The following is a 20,736-nucleotide window of genomic DNA, read 5'->3' as shown; positions in this document are numbered from 1 at the left end:
AATATTGTGATCCTTTTTACTAGTAGTTTCTATATTTTTTTGTTTCTTCAAAAACATGTTCAAGAATTTTCTTTTCTTTTTCATCGAACTCTATATTTCTCCTTTTCATTACTACCTCGGCTACTTCAAAAACTTTGTTTGTTTTATATTCTGTAAAACCAGCTGCTCCTCCCCAACTATAAGAAGGTACAAAGTTCCTTGGAAAACCGGTACCAAAGATGTTCGCTGACACTCCTATAACTGTTCCTGTATTAAACATGGTATTGATTCCACATTTAGAATGATCTCCCATCATTAATCCACAGAATTGCAATCCTGTTTTAGCAAAACGTTCCGTTTCATAACTCCATAATTTTACTTCAGCATAATTATTTTTCAAATTAGAATTGTTAGTATCAGCACCTATATTACACCATTCACCAATCACTGAATTCCCTAAATATCCTTCATGCCCTTTACTAGAATACCCCATTAAAACAGAGTTATTAACCTCACCTCCTATTTTACAATATGGTCCTAAAGTAGTTGCTCCGTAAACTTTTGCTCCCATTTTTAACACTGATTTTTCACACATAGCTAATGCTCCTCTAACAAGAACACCTTCCATAATTTCAGCATCTTTACCTATATATATTGGTCCATTAGTAGCGTTTAAGGTTGCAAACGACAACTTTACTCCTTCTTCAATAAATATATCCTTTTTATTTATACAGTTAACTGTTTCTGGAATAGGCTCTGATGTTCTTCCTTCAGTAATTAAATCAAAATCAGCTCTAATTGCTTTATCATTTAATGAAAAAATATCCCATGTGTTTGTTATTTGAATAACTTCTCCCTCAAACTCTAATTGCTCATAAGATGCAAAATCTACCTTTTCTTGTGAATCAACCGTATAGAAAGCAATCACATCTTCGCCTTTAAAAATTGCTTGATTTTTAGTTAAACTTCTTACCATTTCAATTAATGGTTCAGTAGGTAAAAAAGAAGCATTTAACAACACGTTTTTCTCCATTTCAACCATCGGATATTTTTCTTCTAAATATTCTTCAGTTACAGTAGTGGTTGTTAAACCTAAGTGTTTTTCCCATTTTTCTCTAATTGTTAAAATACCTACTCTAATATCGGCAACAGGCTTAGTATATGTAAATGGTAATAATGCATTACGTACATCTCCATCAAATAAAATGTAATTCATCTTATGCTTTTAATTTTTACAAATATAAAATATTGCTATTTAATTATACACAGAACAAACGGCTATTATTTCATATTAAAACAGCTAAAAAACAATGAAAATAGTATAAACGACTTAAAAATCCACACAAACAACATTTAAATATATCACTTGCTTATACTTTTAACGCTTAACTATTTACTATTTTTCTGCAAGTTTAAATATTAATATTACTTTTGTTTTATGAAAAAAATATTAGCATTTATTATTGGCGTTATCTTATTAATCGCTAGCTTATATTACGCATTTATATATTATGTTCCTTATAGCGAAGGTGTTCGTTCTGGTGAATTGATAAAAATTAGTTATAAAGGCGTACTTATAAAAACATGGGAAGGTGAAATTAGTCAAGGTATTTCTGGCTCGCAAATTTTTTCTTTTTCAGTTGAAGATCAAAAACAACAAGTAATTACCGATTTACAAAAATTTCAAGGTCGTTACGTAAAAGTTACCTACAAAGAACGTTACGACACTTTACTTTGGTTAGGAGATACCAAATATTTTATAACAAAGGTAGAAGAAGAGGTTTCACCACATTTTAGAGGATTAAAATCAGCAGATGAGCACTAAAAAACACAAACACGTAGCAGAAACATATATTACAATTTCTGAATTAATGCTTCCTTCGCATGCCAATTTTAGCGGTAAAATTCACGGAGGTTATATCTTATCATTATTAGATCAAATCGCTTTTGCTTGTGCTTCTAAACATTCTGGCGAGTATTGTGTAACTGCTTCGGTTGATACAGTAGATTTTTTGAGTCCGATTGAAGTTGGCGAATTAGTTACAATGAAAGCTTCTGTAAATTATACCGGACGAACTTCTATGGTTGTTGGTGTTCGTGTTGATGCCGAAAATATTAGAACAGGAGAAAAAAAACATTGTAATTCTTCTTATTTTACCATGGTTGCCAAAGATGATGAAGGAAAAAGTATTGAAGTTCCTGGTTTAATTGTAAAAAATGATATTGAGGTGAGTCGTTTTTTAAAAGCAATAAAACGTATTGAAATGAAAAATAAACGTCAAGATGAATTTGATAGTAAAGATTTTACCCCACATAACTATGTTAAAGAATTAGAAAGTTATAATGTAAAAATTGAATTATAGTTTATGCCTGAGATTATAGATTTAAGTCAAGAAATATTTGAAGGAATGCCAGTTTATAAAAGTCTTCCTCAAGTAAAAATGACAGTTCATAATACGCACGAAGAATGGGACGGAATTAAAAACCCAACAACAAAAACTCCTGCGGTTTATAAACTAGAAATGGGCGAACATACCGGAACTCACGTAGATGCTTTAAACCATATGGAAGCCAAACATATTGATAAATCTATTGACACAATGCCACTTTCTATGTTTTATACGGAAGGGATTTGTTTAGATTTCTCTCATAAAAACTTACAAGAGTTAATAACTTCAACTGAAGTAATAGACAAACTAAAAGAAAGTAATTTAACTATTAAAAAAGGTGATACCGTTCTTTTGTGTACCAACCATTATCAAAAACATTTTAATACTGAAAACTGGGGTAAAGGTCCAGGAATTACAGCAGAATGTGCTACTTGGTTAGGTGAACAAAAAATTGCCGCATTTGGTGTAGAAACAATGTCGCCAGGTATACCCAAGATATCAAATAAAGAAGTGCATCATATTTGTGGAAACATGGGGTTTACCCATTATGAAAATATGATAAATCTTGATAAATTAATCGGACGAGGACGATTTAAGTTTATTGGTTTACCACTAAAAATAAGAGGCGGAACAGGTTCTCCTGTAAGAGCCATTGCTGTTTTTGAGTAATAAAAATCCGAAGTTAGCTAACTTCGGATTTTTATCTATTTATGTTAAAATTCTATTTCTAAAAGTTCTTATTATCTAATAAACTTCCTGCTAATTGCAACAATTGTAATTCGGCATTTTTTGCAGTATATTTTGCATTACTTACACTTAATTCAGCATTTATTAAATTTACTTGTGCCTGACGAAAATCAATCGAAGTAACTTGTCCTAATTTATAACGTTCATTAGTTCTATCAAAATTAAGCTTATTAGTTATTACATTTTTTTCTTGAACTTGTAACGAAAATAAGGCATTTTGATAGGTTTCCCATGCATTGTTTACATCTCTTTCTAAACGCTCTTCTTGTTGTAATTTCTGAATTTCTTGTGTTTCTAACGCTATTTTAGCATTGGTAACATTGGTTTTGGTACGTCCACCATCAAAAATATTCCAAGACAAATTTACACCTGCATTTAATCCTTTTCTCGTATTAGAAATCGGACTAAAATCATTTACTGCATCGTTGTTACTTTTACTCCAAGCATACGAACTTGTTAAACCTACATTTGGCATCCAGCCCGCTTTATTAATCTTAATATCTAATTGTCGTAACTCAATGTTCTTTTTTGCTTGCAATAAATTCGCATTATTTGTTTTTGATTTTGCTAATACATCTGTTAAGTTTAAATCAACCGTATAAGTAACATTTGTATTTACAATTACTGGCGTATTTACACTTCTACCTAAAACCACATTTAAATCTCTTTTTGAGTTTGCTAATTGTCTTTTTACATTTATGTAAGTAATGCTATCATTATTAACATCAACTTCAGCATTTAAAACATCTAATTTTGTGTTTTGACCGTAATCAAAACTATAAATAGCTCTTTGTAAACGTCTTTTAGAAATTGCTAACGTTTCTTTTTGCGCTGTTTCATTTTCTGTCAATCTACCTACTTCATAATACGCCAAAAATAATGTGGTTAAGGTGTTTTCAATTACTTGTCGTGCTTGTAATTCTGTTAAATTATACGATTCCTTTAAGCGTTTAAACGTGTTTTGCCTGTTAAATCCATTAAAAATAGTATAATTTAATCCTACAGATGCATTGTATCCTTTAGATTCTGCTCCGGTAACCGAGTTTATCGTTCCGTTTTTAAATTCATTATCAGAATCGTTGTTACTATAGGTGGCACCGGCGTTTCCTACTACCGTTGGTAAATAACCACTATTATAGATACTCTTATTATTTTTAGCTGTTTCTAAGTTGTTTTTAGTAACTCGTATGTCGTAATTATTTTCTAAGGTAATTTCTACCGCTTTTTCTTTTGATAATATCTCTTGTCCATAAAAAGAAACATTTACAAACAGGAATCCAATAATTAAATAGGTTGTTTTCATCTTTATTTTCTTTTACTACGCTTCTTCAGCATTTTCTGATTCTAGTTCTTTTATAGCTCTTTCTACCGATTCTCTTTTTGGCTTCTTACCTTCCCATAACCATTTTGTATATACTTTCGAATAATTAGCAATTGATAACAATACGGGTAAAGTTAGCAGGGTTAAAAAAGTAGCAATCATAATTCCGTATGCGATAGAAATTGCCATCGGAATTAAAAATTGTGCTTGACGACTTGTTTCTAAAATTAAAGGCGCCAAACCAGCAACTGTAGTAATTGTTGTTAAGAAAATAGCTCTAAATCTAGATTTTCCTGCTGCAAATAAAGCTTCTTCAAACTCCATTCCTTCTTTTAGATAACTATTAAATTTACTTATTAGTACCAAGCCATCATTTACCATAATTCCTACCAAAGCTATAATTCCTAAAAGAGATAATATATTTACCGCAAAACCATGAAACCAATGCCCCCATGCAACTCCTATTAAACTAAAAGGCACCATAATTAGTAACATAAACGGCTGTCCGTACGATCTAAATGTAAATACAATTACAATATAAATCAGCAATAAAATTACAGGTCCTACCAATGCTGCCGAACTTGAAACTTTTGATGCTTCTCTGTTCTGCCCTTCATACAATGCTGTTACCGATGGGTATTTTGCATTGATTTCGGGCATTATTCGAGCTTTAATATCATCTAAAACATCTGTAGCGCTTCCTTGCGCATCTCTCATATCAGCATCTACTTTAATTTCTCGTTGCCCTGCTATGTGGTTGATCGATATTTCTCCACGTTCAATTTTATAAGTTGCTATTTCCGATAATGGAATTCTATTACCAGTAGGTGTAGAAATTCGCATATCATCTAAATTTTTTATTGATGATCGTTCATTTTTATCATAACGAACCCAAACTTTAATTTCGTCTTGTCCTCTTTGGAAACGCTGCGCTTGCCTACCAAAAAAACCACTTCTAATTTGCGACATTACCTCGTTTAAATTCAAGCCTAATAAATAAGCATTGTCTTTTAACTGTATATTAATTTCTTTGATTCCTTGCGGATCATTATCAGTTACATCTTTTAAATTTTGATTTTTATTTAACTCTGATTTTAATTCGGTTTTAGCTGCTTTTAACTCAGCGATGTTGTTACTTAATAATGACACTGAAACCGGACTTCCACCAAAATTACCTCCCGAACCAAAAGTTAACGACTCTACACCATATATAGTCCCTACTCTTTTACGAATTTCGTTAGTAATTTCTCTTGAAGTAAAGGTTCTTGTTTCACCTGGTAATAAGTTTATTCTTAGTGATGCTTTTGCCGAACCTGGTCCAATTTGTTTCAAAACATTTTCAATTACGGGTTCCTCTGTAATTGCATATTTTTCTGTAAATTCTTTTTCAACTTCCCATGTTTTTTCTTCAATTACAGAAATAATACTATCTGTAATTTTTTCATTAGTTCCTTGTGGCATGGTTAAATTTACCGATACTCGATCACTCGCTATCGACGGAAAAAAAGTTCCTTTTATAATTCCTCCCTGAAATGCACCTATGGTAATCATAAATAAAGCAACCGGAATTACCAATCCAAAGAACTTATTATCTAAAACAAATCGTAATGCTGGTGCATATAATTTATCACGCATAAAATCCATAAAATCTTCTGCATATTTATTAAATGCATACAATTTCTGATTTCTATCTAATGCTTTTGAATGTGCAACGTGTGCTGGTAAAATAATTAATGCTTCTACCAACGAAAGGATTAAGGTAAGTGCAACCACAGTAGCTACTTCTCCAAAAAACTCTCCTATATTTCCTTCTAAGAAAAAGAATACCGAAAAGGCTAAAACCGTAGTGGTTATTGCCGATATAATTGGTGGCACCACTTCCATCGTACCGTCAATCGCAGCTCTAATCGGGTTTTTTCCTTTTTCATAATGATGATAAATATTTTCAGCAATTACAATTCCGTCATCTACTAAAATACCGATAACGATAATCATACCAAACAATGACAATACGTTTATAGTGATGTTAAAATATCCTGCCAACATAAACATTCCGAAAAATGCTACAGGCAAACCTGCTGCTACCCAAAATGCTAATCTCGGACGTAAAAACAACGATAAAAATAACATTACCAACAACATTCCTTGCCATGCATTTTTAAACAATAACTCGGTACGCTGATTTAAGGTTATTGATGAATCTCTTGTGATTTCAATCTTTATATTTTCATGTTCTTTATTAAACTTCTCTATATAAGTATTTATTTTTTTAGCTGAAGTTAATAAATCCTCGTTATTGGTGTTACTTACTTGTATTCGTACCGCTAAATTTCCGTTATAAAAATTCCTGTTCGGTGTTTCATTCCAAATATCTCTTACTGTAGCAACATCTTTTAACCTAATTATTGTTCCTGAAGCATCAGCTTTTACTACCAAATTATCTAACTCATCACCATAATACGAACGATTATTTGCACGGATTAAATACTCTTCTGCAACAGTTTTTACAGAACCACCTGATGTTAAAATATTTGCTGTAGAAACTGCTCTTGCAACATCATTAAATGTTAAATTGTATGCTCTTAAATCATTTTCTTTAACAGCTATTTCAATTTCTTCTGCTGGATATCCTGAAACCGAAATTTGAGAAATTCCGTCTATCCTACGGATATCATTTTCTATATCTCTTGCAATATTTTTTAATGATTTTAAAGGAACCTTATCTCCTGTAACCACAAAACTAATCGTTTCTGCAATTTTTTCAATTTTAGCAACTACCGCGGGCTCCATTCCCGACGGAAAATTAGGCACTTTATCTACTGCGTTTTTAACATCTGCTAAAACCACATTAATATCATAACCCTTTAATATTTCTACTGAAATGCTAGCTGAATTTTCTGATGATGTAGAAGTTACTCGATCTACCCCAACCAATCCTTTTAAATTATCTTCAATTTTTAACACCACTCCTTCTTCCATTTCTTGAGGAGAAGCTCCCGGATATGCTACGTTTATATTGATGAATTTAGCATCCGTTAACGGAAAAAAAGACGATTTTAAAGAAGAGAATCCAAAAGTTCCTAATACTACAAAGGCAATAATAATGATATTTACCGCCACTGGGTATTTTATAAAATATGCGATTACTTTTTTCATATCCTATTTTTTTGCAGTGTTAGTTGTTTCAGAAAATATTTTAACAGGCATCCCTACATACGCACCTGCAACCGGTTTGTAAACCAATTTCATACCATTATCTAAACCTTTTATTATGACCGTATTTTCGTTAAAATGCACAGTTTTAATTGCTATTAAATCTAATACATTATCTTTTACAACATATACGGCTTTGTTTTCAATCAATAATTTTCTATTTATTTCAATAGCCTCAGACATTTTTTTTACAGGCACATTTGCTTCCAAATACATTCCTTCTCTTAAATCCTTTCCTATTACTTCTATAAAAACTTGAACGGTTTGCGTAGTTTGGTCTATTTTCCCGTTAATTCTAGCTACTTTTCCTGACCAATTTTTATTTTTCTCTAAATTTTGAAGCGTAACTATTTTTCCAACTTGTAAAATATCAGCAAAACCACCATTAACAGATAAAGCCAATTCGAAAACTGAAGTATCTATAAATTCTCCCATTTTCTGTCCTACTCTTACTAAAGTTCCGTTAGTTACCAAAGCTTCAGTAATTACACCACTAAAAGGAGCTCTAAGATTGTATTTTCCTAATCTCGCTTCTAAATTTTTTAAATTATAAAACGAGGTAAATATATTTTTACCCGTTATAAAATACTTTTCTTTGTCTGAGCTTGTTTTAGGAAGTGGTTGTACCGTTTTATTTATATCGTAGTTTTTTAAGTATGTATTCCATTTTTCAAAAGAAGCTGGATAATCCAATCGTAAATCTGGCATAATCGATGCTATCAAATTTTGTAATGAGCTTCTTTGAGATTGAATTGATGCATAAAACTCTTGACTATTAACACGTAACAATGTTTGCCCTTTTTTATAAGATACACCTGCTTTAAAAGCCTTTGATGTAGGACGTAAAACCCCCTGAACCTCTGAGTAGATATCTACTTTATTTTTAGCTTGCAAATTTCCGTTCGCAGTAATAGTAATAGCAACATCACCATTTTTAACTTCTTTAACAAAGACCGTTTTTTCTACCTTTGTAACCTTCTGTACAGGAATCTCTTTACTATCTTTTAAAAGATTAGAGATTACAAATGATAATCCAAGTACAACAACTCCAGCTCCTACAATGATTAATTTTCTCATGACTTATATATTTAGTTGCAATTACAACTTTTAACTAGTTTTAGTTTTTAAATTTTCTTGTATTTTTTTGATAACACTTATTGTTTGTGTAATTTCTTCTTCGGATATATTTTCTTGTAATGATGTTACAAATTGCTCCATTAACGGCAGTGTTTCTTTAAATAAACTCTCCCCCTTTTTAGTAATATGAATATTATTAATTCGCCTATCTAATTTAGACGGAATTCTAGCTACTAAAGCTTTTTTTTCCATCGTATTTATTAAACGTGTTAATGATGTTTTATCTCTACCTGTTAAAAATGCTAATTCCTGTTGTGGTACCCCGTTTTTTTCTTGCACTTTTTTTAGGAATACCCATTGTATTTTTGTCAATGAAATATTATGGTCAAAAAACAAGTCCTGAACATGATTTTCAATCATTTTTGTGGTTTTTCCTAACCAAGGCGCTAATGTATTTTCAATTCCCATACATATTTTTTAATGTCTGCAAAATTAACATAAAAACATTATTTAGTTGCATATACAACTGGTTAATTTCTTGTTAAAAAAAAGCCTATCAATAATTATTGATAGGCTTTTAAATTTATTTTGACAAAACTTACTTTGTTAAATACATTTTACGTCTTGAATACAAATCGTAAAATTGATCATCTTTTAAATCATCAATAAACAAAATACTTTCTCCTGTCGATTTCATTTCAGGTCCTAATTGTTTGTTTACATTCGGAAATTTATTAAATGAAAATACAGGTTGTTTTATTGCATAACCATCTAACTGAGGATTAAAATCAAAATCTGTTACTTTCTTTTCTCCTAACATTACCTTAGTAGCATAATTTACATAAGGCTGTTTATAAGCTTTTGCTATAAAAGGAACTGTACGTGATGCTCTTGGATTTGCTTCAATAATATAAACAATATCGTTTTTAATTGCAAACTGAACGTTAATCAAACCAACTGTTTTCAATTCTAAAGCGATTGTTTTTGTATGATCTTTTATTTGCTGCAATACTAAATCACCTAAATTAAAGGCTGGTAATGTTGCATTTGAATCTCCAGAGTGCACTCCACAAGGCTCAATATGCTCCATAATTCCGATAATTTGCACGTTTTCACCATCACTAATTGCATCAGCTTCTGCTTCTATTGCGCCATCTAAATAATGGTCTAATAATAATTTATTACCAGGCATTCTTCTTAATAAATCAACAACATGCTCTATTAATTCTTCTTTGTTGATAACAATTTTCATTCCTTGTCCTCCTAAAACATAAGAAGGTCTTACTAAAATCGGAAAATCTAATTCATCTGCCAAAGCCAAAGCTTCATCCGCAGTTTCTGCAATTCCAAATTCTGGATACGGAATATTATTGTTTTTTAACAAGTCTGAAAAACTTCCTCTATCTTCTGCTAAATCTAAGGCTTCAAAAGAGGTTCCTAAAATTTTAATTCCGTATTTCGTTAACTTCTCTGCTAACTTTAAAGCAGTTTGCCCTCCTAATTGAACAATAACTCCTTCTGGTTTTTCATGTTTTATGATATCATAAATATGCTCCCAAAAAACAGGTTCGAAGTATAATTTATCTGCGGTATCAAAATCGGTAGAAACCGTTTCTGGATTACAGTTAATCATAATCGTTTCGTAACCACATTCTGCAGCTGCTAAAATACCATGAACACAACAATAATCAAATTCAATTCCTTGTCCGATTCGGTTTGGTCCTGAACCTAAAACTATAATTTTCTTTTTTGGTGTAACTTCACTTTCGTTAGCTATAACTGTTTCACCTTCTTTAGTTACAATATCACTTTCGAAAGTTGAATAATAATACGGAGTTTTTGCTTTAAATTCTGCCGCACAAGTATCTACTAACTTATAAACTCTATTAATATTTAACTCTTCTCTTTTCTTATATACTTCACTTTCTAAACATTGTAACATATGTGCAATCTGACGATCTCCATATCCTTTCTGTTTTGCTTCTAATAACAAATCTCTATCAAGTGTATCAACACTGAATTTAGATATTTCTTTTTCTATTTCGTGTAATTCTTCATATTGTTTTAAGAACCACATATCAATCTGCGTAATTTCGTGGATTTTACTCAACGGAATTCCCATTTTAATAGCATCATAAATAATAAAAACACGATCCCAAGATGCGTTAGTTAATTTCTCTATAATTTCTTCGTAATTCTTATTTTCTTTTCCATCAGCACCTAAACCATTACGTTTAATTTCAAGAGATTGTGTTGCTTTATGTAATGCTTCTTGAAACGAACGTCCAATTCCCATTACTTCACCAACAGATTTCATTTGTAAACCTAAAGTTCTGTCTGAACCTTCAAATTTATCAAAGTTCCAACGAGGAATTTTTACAATTACATAATCTAAGGTTGGCTCAAATAAAGCTGATGTCGATTTGGTAATTTGATTATCTAATTCATCTAAATGATAACCCAAAGCTAATTTAGCGGCAATTTTCGCAATCGGATATCCAGTTGCTTTACTTGCTAAAGCAGAAGAACGCGATACACGTGGATTAATTTCAATTGCTATTATGTCTTCTTTTTCATCAGGAGAAATCGCAAACTGCACATTACATCCACCTGCAAAATCACCAATATTACGCATCATATGAATTGCCATATCACGCATTTTTTGGAATGTTTTATCAGAAAGTGTCATTGCAGGAGCTACCGTAATAGAATCTCCTGTGTGAATTCCGATCGGATCCATATTTTCAATAGAACAAATAATAACTACATTATCATTCGCGTCTCTTAATAATTCTAACTCGTATTCTTTCCAACCGATAAGTGCTTTATCAATCATTACCTCATGAATAGGAGAAACTTCTAATCCGCGAGTTAACAAAGCATCAAAGTCTTCTTCTTTATAAACAAAAGAAGCTCCTTCACCACCTAAAGTAAAGGATGCTCTAATAATTAAAGGAAATCCAAATTCTTGTGCAATTTCTTTTCCTTTTAAGAAAGAAGTAGCTGTTGCTTGAGGTGCCATTGGAATACCAATATCTATCATCAAGTTTCTAAACTTCTCACGATCTTCTGTAATATTAATAGCATCAATATTAACACCAATAATTTCTACTCCAAAATCTTTCCAAATTCCTTTTTCGTCAGCTTCAATACATAAATTTAATGCTGTTTGACCACCCATTGTTGGTAAAACGGCATCAATTTGTGGATGCTCTTTTAAAATTTGAATTAACGATTTTGTATTTAAAGGCAAAAGATAAACATGATCGGCCATTGTAGGGTCGGTCATGATTGTTGCTGGGTTCGAATTGATTAAAACAGTTTCAATTCCGTCTTCGCGTAAAGAACGCAAAGCTTGCGTTCCAGAATAATCAAACTCACAGGCTTGTCCAATAACAATTGGTCCTGATCCGATTATTAAAATAGATTTAAGGTTTTGATTTTTAGGCATCTTAATTGTTGTGTTGTGTTGTTGTCAAAAATAAAAAAAGTATATATAAAAAAAGGTGTTACTAAAAAATAGTAACACCTAATATATTAACAATTGTTAATCATTATTTTTTTGGTCTTGGAGCTGAAGATACACTTAAGTTCTTTCTTCCTTTAGCTCTTCTTCTTGCTAGTACTTTACGTCCATTAGCAGATGCCATTCTTTCTCTGAAACCGTGTTTGTTTCTTCTTTTTCTTTTCGATGGTTGGTAAGTTCTTTTCGGCATTATTTATATTTTTAAAAATGGTCTTTAATTATACGTTGCTTTTATGAAATTCCGTCTGCTAAAAGCGTGGGCAAATATACAACAGTTTTTTTGTTTAACAAATACTAGTTTTACTTTTTTCTAATATTTTTTCACGTGGCAAAAATAGTGAATTTTTATATATCTTTTTTCACTTTTTTATTTGTTCGAATAGCTAGACTTCTTATTTTTGCCCAAACCTAACAACACCATGAACAACACTAAATACGTTTTTGTAACAGGAGGCGTAACTTCATCACTAGGAAAAGGAATTATTGCTGCATCTTTAGCTAAACTATTACAGCAAAGAGGTTTTTCTGTGACCATTCAAAAATTAGACCCATATATAAATATAGATCCAGGAACATTAAACCCGTATGAACACGGTGAATGTTATGTTACTGATGATGGTGCTGAAACCGATTTAGATTTGGGGCACTACGAGCGTTTTTTAAACATACCTACTTCACAGGCGAACAATGTTACTACTGGTAAAATTTATCAATCTGTAATAAACAAAGAGCGTAAAGGAGAATTCTTGGGGAAAACGGTACAAGTAATACCACATATTACTGATGAAATTAAAGAACGAATTCAAATTCTAGGGAAAACTGGAGATTATGATATCGTACTAACTGAAATTGGTGGTACTGTTGGAGATATAGAATCACTACCTTACGTAGAGGCTGTACGTCAATTAAAATGGGAACTAGGAGATGATAACGTTATTGTTATTCATTTAACTTTAGTACCTTATTTAGCTGCTGCTGGTGAATTAAAAACAAAACCTACACAACATTCTGTTAAAATGTTAATGCAAAGTGGTGTAAGCCCTGACATTCTTGTATGTCGTTCTGAGCATGAAATTAACGATACTATTAAACGTAAACTGGCTTTGTTTTGCAACGTTAAAAAACAAGACGTAATTCAGTCTTTAGACGCAGAAACAATTTACGATGTACCTAATTTAATGTTTAAAGAAGGTTTAGACTATGTGGTTTTAGATAAATTAAATTTATCAACCCGTAAACAACCTAAATTAAAAGCATGGAATCAGTTTTTAGAGCGTCATAAAAATCCTACCGCTACTATAGAAATCGGTTTAGTTGGTAAATATGTAGAATTACACGATTCTTATAAATCAATTACCGAAGCATTTATTCATGCTGGTGCTACAAATAAAGCAAAAGTAAATGTTCGTTGGATTCACTCAGAGGAATTAACACCCGAAAATGCTGCTTCAAAACTAGAAGGCTTAAACGGTGTTTTAGTTGCTCCTGGGTTTGGAGACCGTGGTATTGAAGGTAAAATAGCAGCTGTACAATATGTACGTGAAAATAACATTCCTTTTTTAGGAATTTGTTTAGGAATGCAAATGGCAGTTATTGAATATTCACGTAATGTTTTAGGTTTAAAAGAAGCTATTTCAACTGAAATGAATGAAAAAACAGCGCACCCTGTTATTAATTTAATGGAAGAGCAAAAAGACGTTACCGAAAAAGGTGGAACCATGCGATTGGGTGCTTGGGATTGCCAATTAACAAAAGAGTCTCGAGTTTTTGAAGCTTATAAAAAAGAGTTAATTAGCGAACGTCACCGTCATAGATACGAATATAATAATGAATATAAGGAGCAATTAGAAAATGCTGGAATGAAAGCTACAGGAATCAACCCTAAAACAGGATTGGTTGAAATCGTTGAGATTGATACGCATCCTTGGTTTGTTGGTGTACAATATCACCCTGAATATAAAAGCACGGTGTTAAATCCACATCCTTTATTTGTGAGTTTTATAAAAGCGGCTTTGCAGCAATCAAAAAAATAAATTTAAAATCCTGTAATTTTTAGTTACAGGATTTTTTTTATCAAAACGGAATACTATTTGAACTATTACTATCATCAAAATTAATCACAGTAAAACCTCATAAAATATATAAGGTTTCGCTACATTTGTCGGGTTTTTCAATAATGAGAAAAACAAAAAATGACAAGTTGACATTATAATACATATCAATGGAACAAAAAAAATTTGATTTAAATTCCTTTATAGGAATGCTTTTATTAGGAGGAATATTGCTTTGGTGGATGAACACTCGTGAGCCAGAAGTAACTCCTGAAACAACTAAAACAGAACAAGTTTCTGAAGCAGCAACTACTCAAAACAATTTAGCAGAAACAACTGTCTTAAATGACTCGCTACAGCAAATTGCTTTAAAAAACAAACTAGGCGCTTTTGCATACGGAGCTTCAACTGGTAAAGATGGAAGTACCTCTATAGAGAATGACCTTGTTAAATTAACTATTGATAATAAAGGTGGGCAAATTACTGAAGCTTTACTTAAAAACTTCAAAACATACGATTCGCTTCCTTTATATTTAGTAAAAGATAAAAACGCGTCTTTTAATATTAATTTCGGAACTACCGATAATCGTATTTTAAATACTAAAGATTTATTATTTACACCTACTTTAACTAAAAACGGAGATACTCAAATACTTTCTATGAAATTGAAAGTATCTGAAAATCAATTTTTAGAATATCGTTACGAGATTAAAAAAGACGATTACCGTGTAGCTTTTGCTGTTCGTTCTCAAGGATTAAATTCGGTAATAAACAGCTCTCAAGCAATTAATTTAGATTGGAGTTTAAAAGGTTTTAGACATGAAAAAAGTTTAAAAACCGAAAACATGTATTCTTACTACTATTATAAAGCTGATGATGAAGTTGATTATTTACAAATGAACGACGATGAAACCGTTAGCGATGTAAATTGGGTTACTTATAAACAACATTTCTTTTCATCAATTTTATCTTCGGATACTCCTTTTAACGGAGCAAGTTTAAAATCGGTTGATTTTGCAGGTGAAGAAAAAGATACTGTTTTTACTAAAACTTATAGTTTAAAAACACCTTTAGCTTTAACAAATGGTGAGTTAAATTATAATATGGAATGGTTTTACGGACCAACAGATTACAATTTATTAAAATCGTATGAAGGAACAAGTTTAGACGAAATAGCTGATTTAGGTTGGGGAATTTTCGGATTCTTAAACCGTACTATTTTCCATCCTGTTTTTAACTTTTTAAAAGGGTTTATTGGTAACTACGGATTGATTATCATATTTATGACGATCGTTGTTCGTATTATCATGTCGCCAGTACTTTATAAATCGTATTTATCGAGTGCTAAGATGAAAGTTATTCGTCCAGAAATGGAAGAAATCAACAAAAAATATCCTGGTAAAGAAAATGCAATGAAACGTCAGCAAGAAACAATGGCGGTGCAACGAAAAGCTGGAGTAAACATGATGTCGGGTTGTATCCCTGCATTAATGCAAATGCCTGTATTCTTTGCTTTATTTAAGTTTTTTCCTACCAATATAGAGTTCAGACAAAAAAGCTTTTTATGGGCAAATGATTTATCATCTTACGATATGGTATATCAATTACCTTTTAGTATTCCTTTTTATGGAGATCACGTAAGTTTATTCCCAATATTAGCTTCAGTTGCTATTTTCTTTTACATGAAAATGAATCAAAGTCAACAAGCAAACATGCAAGCTCCTACACAAGAAGGAATGCCTGACATGGGTAAAATGATGAAGTATATGATTTACTTCTCTCCTATTATGATGTTGTTTTTCTTTAACAACTACGCAAGTGGATTAAGTTTATATTATTTTATATCTAACTTATTAACCATCGTAATTATGTTAATTATTAAAAATTACGTAATTGATGAAGCTAAGATTCACGCTAAAATTGAAGAGAACAAAAAGAAGCCTGAAAAAGCTAAAAGTAAGTTTCGTGAGCGTTTAGATAGTGCTATGAAACAAGCACAAGAACAACAAGCTGCACAACAAAAAGCAAAAAAGAAAAAATAAGTAGGCTCTAGGCAGAAATTAAAAAAGACGCAATTTTAAAAATTGCGTCTTTTTTTGTCTTCTCTCTTCTCTAAAAAAAACTAGCTTCTCACTTTATTAAAATAATCTGACTTAATGTTTTTATTTTTGCCTTCTTTATACAAATTATAGCTAAACCATTCGTGAATTGAATACGCACCTGTTTCTCCTTGCTTATTTACAGCAATATAACCTACTTGAAAATTCTTAAAATCTTTCCCTGGTTTATTCACAATTCTTCCAATGGCAATTTCACAGGCTTCTTGTGGTGATTTTCCTTGACGCATTAATTCAACTATTAAAAAACTACCGACAGTTTTTAAAACCTCTTCTCCTAAACCAGTAGCAGATGCCCCTCCAATTTCATTATCAATAAATAAACCACCACCAATAATTGGAGAATCTCCTACTCTACCAGCCATTTTATATGCCAATCCACTTGTGGTACAAGCTCCAGAAATATTTCCACTTTTATCAATTGCTAGCATCCCAATAGTATCGTGATTTTCGATATTGATAATCGGTTTATATTCTGATTTTACTTTCCATTGTTCCCATGCTTTTTTAGAGGCATCCGTCAATAAATCTTCCCTTTCAAAACCTTTTGAAACTGCAAATTGTTCAGCTCCTTCCCCAACCAACATTACATGTGGTGTATCTTCCATTACTTTTCGTGCTACAGAAATTACATGTTTTATATTTTTAACACCTAAAACAGCTCCGTAATTTCCCTTTTCATCCATAATACAGGCATCCAAAGTTACATTTCCATCTCTATCAGGCAAACCGCCTTTTCCTACCGATTTCCCTTTTTCATTCGCTTCTTCAACTCTACAACCTTGTTCAACAGCATCTAATGCCGATCCTCCTTTTTTCAAAATTACTGCTGCGGTTTCAACCGCCAATGGCGTATTCCATATTGCAATAACAACAGGACGTACAGGTTTTGAAATGAAACTAATTTCTTTTTCTTCTTTCACTGTTTCTTTACAGGCTAAAACTGTTGATGACACTGTAACTAAACCTAAGCCGGTAACAGATAATTTCCTTATAAATTTTCTACGTTTCATTTCTATCTATTTTAATTTTATGCCATCAAAAAAAATCAATTTTCTACAACTAATGTACAAAACTCAAATTATTCCTTTTTTAAACTTTAATTTTTCTTTAACACAATTTTAACGCAACCCTACTAAACCTTAAGAGACCTTTGTTGTCTTAGTATAAAAAATATTATTTAATTCAATGAAAAAATTAACTCTTATAATTGCTTGCATTTTTAGCTTATCAATGTTTGCGCAAAAACCGCAGGGTGCAAGTATTTCTATCTCAGGTAAAGTAATAGAAACCAACACCAAACAACCTTTAGAATACGCTACCATAGTTTTAACAAACCTTAAAACAAAAAATATTAGTGGAGGAATTACAGATACAAAAGGGAACTTTAATATTTCTGTTCCTAAAGGAGATTATGCTGTAAAAGCTGAATTTATTGGTTTTAAAACTAAAAATTTAGGAACTCAAAACTTAACAGTAAACAAAAACATAGGTACTATTTCTTTAACAGAAGATGCTGAAACCTTAAATGAGGTAGAAATCATTGCCGAAAAATCGACTGTTGAAATTCGTTTAGATAAAAAGATTTACAACGTAGGTAAAGATATGACCGTAAAAGGTGGAACAGCTTCTGATGTATTAGACAATGTACCATCAGTAAATGTAGATGCTGTAGGTGCAGTTAGTTTAAGGGGTAATGAAAATGTACGTATTTTAATTGATGGTAAACCATCTGCTTTAGTTGGTTTAACCGGTACCGATGCTTTAAGAAACCTTCCTGCGGATGCTATTGAAAAAGTAGAAGTTATTACTTCTCCATCGGCACGTTATGATGCTGAAGGAACTGCCGGAATTTTAAATATTATCCTTAGAAAAGGAAAAATTACAGGTTTTAATGGTTCTATAAATCTTACTGCTGGTAACCCAGATATGTTAAGAGTAGCACCAAATTTAAATTACCGTACTAAAAAAATAAACTTATTTTCTAACATCGGGTACTCTTACAGAAAAGGACCAGGAAACTCTCAAACTAGTTTTACAAATTTTAATAGTGACAATACTATTAAAGACTATAGAGATGAAGACAGAACTTTTGATCGAAAAAACAAAAACTTCAACGCTTCTATCGGAATGGAATATTACCTAAACGACAACAGTTCTGTTACCGGTAATTTTGTTTACAGAAAATCTAATGGAAATGATATTGCCACTAACATTTCAACTTTTTTTGATGAAAATAAAGTTTTAACTACTACTGAAGATAGGATTGAAAATGAAGATGAAGATGGTGTAGACAAACAATATTCTATAAATTACACCAACAGATTAAATGATGATGGACAAAAACTAACCATCGATTTACAATACGGAGATAGCAAACAAACAGAAAACTCTCCTGTAACCGTAAATGGTGCGCCTTCTGAAGACAATTCACAAATTACCAATTCTAAAGAAAAGTTATTACAAATAGATTATGTATTACCAATTGGTGAAAATAGCCAGTTTGAAATCGGGCACAAATCAACTTTACAAAATTTAGATTCAGATTTTAGAGTAAACCTATTAGATCCTCTTGCAACTTTCGATCCTTCAAATGCTATTACTTTTAAGCAAAATGTGTATGCTTTTTATACACAATACGGAAGTAAAATTAATAAGTTCTCTTATTTATTAGGACTTCGTACAGAAATTACTGACATCGATTTAAGTGTATTAACAACCAATCAAAAATCAGACAAAAATTATACTGAATGGTTTCCTACAGTAAACCTTGGTTATGAGTTAAACGACAACGAAAATGTTACTTTAGGCTATAGCAGACGTTTAAGAAGACCACGTCACTGGTTTTTAAATCCGTTTGAAAGTCGTAGTTCTGCTACCAATGTATTTAGAGGAAATCCTGATTTAAATCCAACCTACACAAGTTCTTTCGATTTGGGTTACAATACAAAAATCAGAAAATTTAACTTAGGTGCATCTTTGTATTACCAACTTTCAACAGATAAAATTCAACGAGTTTCTATAATTGAAGAACGAAGCGGAACCAATGTATTTGTTAGTCAACCTTTAAATTTAAATGACGAACAACGTTACGGTTTTGAATTTACAAGTAATTACAATCCAACAAAGAAAGTACGTTTATCAGCAAGTTTTAACTACTTTAAGTTTAATACTGATGCTTTTACATACACGTTTACTGCACAAGACGGAACACAAGAAATAACTAACTTAAAGGAAGTTAACGAAGACAGCTGGTTTGCACGTTTTAACGCTCGCATTACCTTACCTGCAAAAATTGAATGGCAAACACGTTTAATGTATCGCGGACCGCAAAACAGCGCGCAAAGTGATAGAAGCGGAATGTTTATGGCAAACTTAGCTTTTAGTAAAGATATTTTAAAAGACAAGGCCTCGTTAGTATTAAATGTAAGCGATTTATTAAACTCACGTAAACGAGAAAGCACCACGTATTATGGTGGTAGAGATAACCCATCAACAATTTCTAATGGTGAATTTCAATGGAGAGAACGTCAAATATCATTAAGTTTTACGTATCGTTTTAATCAAAAGAAAAAAAGAGAAAGACCACAAGGCGGAGGTCAAAATAGCGGAGGAGAAGGTTTTGAAGGATAATATTATTTTGGGCGTTCGAGCGGGCTTTCATTACTCGCTTTATACTTTGTGTATATAAAAATACACACAAAGTATAAGAGCTCAAACAAACCATTCAATCCCTAACGCAATTACCGTTATTTTTTAAAAAATAGTGTAAATTATAAATACAACCAATCAAATTTACTCTATATAGTAACAGACCTCACAGGTTTTAAAAACCTGTGAGGTCTGTTACTATAGGTTAAACTGCGCTACAACCGATATAGCAACTACTTAGCATTTTATAAAAAAAATAGTTCTTTAAAATTGTTTTTAAATAAAAGTAGTTCATCGAAAAAAGCAAACTCTTAATTAATAGCCTAGCCCTGATTGTAGCAATTGTTTGAGCTCTTTTTTGATTTTTTTCAAAAAAAGCGAGTGCGGAAAGCAGGAAACAGCTTCAAAAAAATTATAAACACAATAAAAAGCTCGTTCAAATAAATGAACGAGCTTTTTTTTATATTTATTTTAAAAACTACTTACCTTCAGCAGCTCTTTTTGCTTCTCTCTTTAATTTTATGTTCTCTAAAATTGTACCACCGATCCAATAAGGAACCACAAATGTTAATAAGAAAATTAACAACCAAAATCCGGTTGTAAAAATAAACATGAATAATACCAATCCTGAAAATTCTGAAAAATCTAACATTTGTTTCCTATT

At 31.6% G+C, this 20,736-nt stretch carries 15 protein-coding genes; 6 read left to right on the top strand and 9 right to left on the bottom strand.

Features of this window, described 5'->3' with window-relative positions:
• Positions 1-19: 19 nt before the first annotated feature.
• On the bottom strand, positions 20-1,195 hold the full coding sequence (locus N2251_RS04165; protein ID WP_260585453.1) for a GlmU family protein: 1,176 nt from the start codon (positions 1,193-1,195) through the stop codon (positions 20-22).
• A gap of 222 nt (positions 1,196-1,417) precedes the next feature.
• Between N2251_RS04165 and N2251_RS04160 the strand changes: the two genes are divergently transcribed.
• The 3 genes from N2251_RS04160 to N2251_RS04150 are packed head-to-tail and all read left to right on the top strand — an operon-like array spanning position 1,418 to position 3,038.
• Positions 1,418-1,804: a 6-phosphogluconate dehydrogenase gene (locus N2251_RS04160; protein WP_260585452.1), complete on the top strand. Its 387-nt coding sequence runs from the start codon at positions 1,418-1,420 to the stop codon at positions 1,802-1,804.
• Positions 1,794-2,342, top strand: a complete 549-nt coding sequence (locus N2251_RS04155; RefSeq protein WP_260585451.1) for an acyl-CoA thioesterase — start codon at positions 1,794-1,796, stop codon at positions 2,340-2,342. Before N2251_RS04160 ends, N2251_RS04155 begins: the two co-directional genes overlap by 11 nt.
• Positions 2,343-2,345: 3 nt before the next feature.
• The gene (locus N2251_RS04150; RefSeq protein WP_260585450.1) at positions 2,346-3,038 is read left to right on the top strand and encodes a cyclase family protein; all 693 of its coding nucleotides are present in this window, start codon (positions 2,346-2,348) and stop codon (positions 3,036-3,038) included.
• A gap of 58 nt (positions 3,039-3,096) precedes the next feature.
• Here N2251_RS04150 and N2251_RS04145 read toward each other — a convergent pair whose 3' ends face one another.
• The 6 genes from N2251_RS04145 to rpmH form a co-directional block, all read right to left on the bottom strand.
• Positions 3,097-4,419, bottom strand: coding sequence for a TolC family protein (locus N2251_RS04145; protein WP_260585449.1), 1,323 nt, complete (start codon positions 4,417-4,419; stop codon positions 3,097-3,099).
• A gap of 15 nt (positions 4,420-4,434) precedes the next feature.
• Positions 4,435-7,593, bottom strand: a complete 3,159-nt coding sequence (locus tag N2251_RS04140) for an efflux RND transporter permease subunit (RefSeq protein ID WP_260585448.1) — start codon at positions 7,591-7,593, stop codon at positions 4,435-4,437.
• A gap of 3 nt (positions 7,594-7,596) precedes the next feature.
• Positions 7,597-8,727 carry an efflux RND transporter periplasmic adaptor subunit gene (locus N2251_RS04135; protein WP_260585447.1) on the bottom strand — a complete coding sequence of 377 codons (1,131 nt, stop codon included), beginning with the start codon at positions 8,725-8,727 and terminating at the stop codon, positions 7,597-7,599.
• A 30-nt stretch (positions 8,728-8,757) separates the two neighbouring features.
• Positions 8,758-9,195 (bottom strand): MarR family winged helix-turn-helix transcriptional regulator, encoded by a 438-nt coding sequence (locus N2251_RS04130; protein WP_260585446.1) that lies wholly within the window; start codon positions 9,193-9,195, stop codon positions 8,758-8,760.
• Positions 9,196-9,325: 130 nt separating this feature from the next.
• Entirely contained in the window at positions 9,326-12,178 is a 2,853-nt protein-coding gene (gene carB / locus N2251_RS04125) for a carbamoyl-phosphate synthase large subunit (protein ID WP_260585445.1), read from the bottom strand.
• A gap of 103 nt (positions 12,179-12,281) precedes the next feature.
• Entirely contained in the window at positions 12,282-12,443 is a 162-nt protein-coding gene (gene rpmH / locus N2251_RS04120) for a 50S ribosomal protein L34 (RefSeq protein WP_058884776.1), read from the bottom strand.
• A gap of 229 nt (positions 12,444-12,672) precedes the next feature.
• Here rpmH and pyrG point away from each other — a divergent pair, with 229 nt between their 5' ends.
• Complete coding sequence (pyrG, locus tag N2251_RS04115; RefSeq protein ID WP_260585443.1) at positions 12,673-14,286, top strand: CTP synthase; 1,614 nt, start codon at positions 12,673-12,675, stop codon at positions 14,284-14,286.
• Positions 14,287-14,474: 188 nt separating this feature from the next.
• Complete coding sequence (yidC, locus tag N2251_RS04110) at positions 14,475-16,346, top strand: membrane protein insertase YidC (protein WP_260585442.1); 1,872 nt, start codon at positions 14,475-14,477, stop codon at positions 16,344-16,346.
• Positions 16,347-16,426: 80 nt separating this feature from the next.
• Here yidC and N2251_RS04105 read toward each other — a convergent pair whose 3' ends face one another.
• On the bottom strand, positions 16,427-17,434 hold the full coding sequence (locus N2251_RS04105; RefSeq protein ID WP_260585441.1) for an isoaspartyl peptidase/L-asparaginase family protein: 1,008 nt from the start codon (positions 17,432-17,434) through the stop codon (positions 16,427-16,429).
• A 175-nt stretch (positions 17,435-17,609) separates the two neighbouring features.
• Here N2251_RS04105 and N2251_RS04100 point away from each other — a divergent pair, with 175 nt between their 5' ends.
• Entirely contained in the window at positions 17,610-20,054 is a 2,445-nt protein-coding gene (locus tag N2251_RS04100; protein ID WP_260585440.1) for a TonB-dependent receptor, read from the top strand.
• A gap of 496 nt (positions 20,055-20,550) precedes the next feature.
• Here N2251_RS04100 and N2251_RS04095 read toward each other — a convergent pair whose 3' ends face one another.
• The gene (locus N2251_RS04095; protein WP_260585439.1) at positions 20,551-20,724 is read right to left on the bottom strand and encodes a hypothetical protein; all 174 of its coding nucleotides are present in this window, start codon (positions 20,722-20,724) and stop codon (positions 20,551-20,553) included.
• Positions 20,725-20,736 lie beyond the last annotated feature (12 nt).

It is taken from the genome of Tenacibaculum haliotis (assembly GCF_025215075.1).
Lineage (GTDB): Bacteria > Bacteroidota > Bacteroidia > Flavobacteriales > Flavobacteriaceae > Polaribacter > Polaribacter haliotis_B.
The sequence above is the reverse complement of the archived record's forward strand: the minus strand, read 5'-3'. Positions and strand labels throughout refer to the sequence as shown.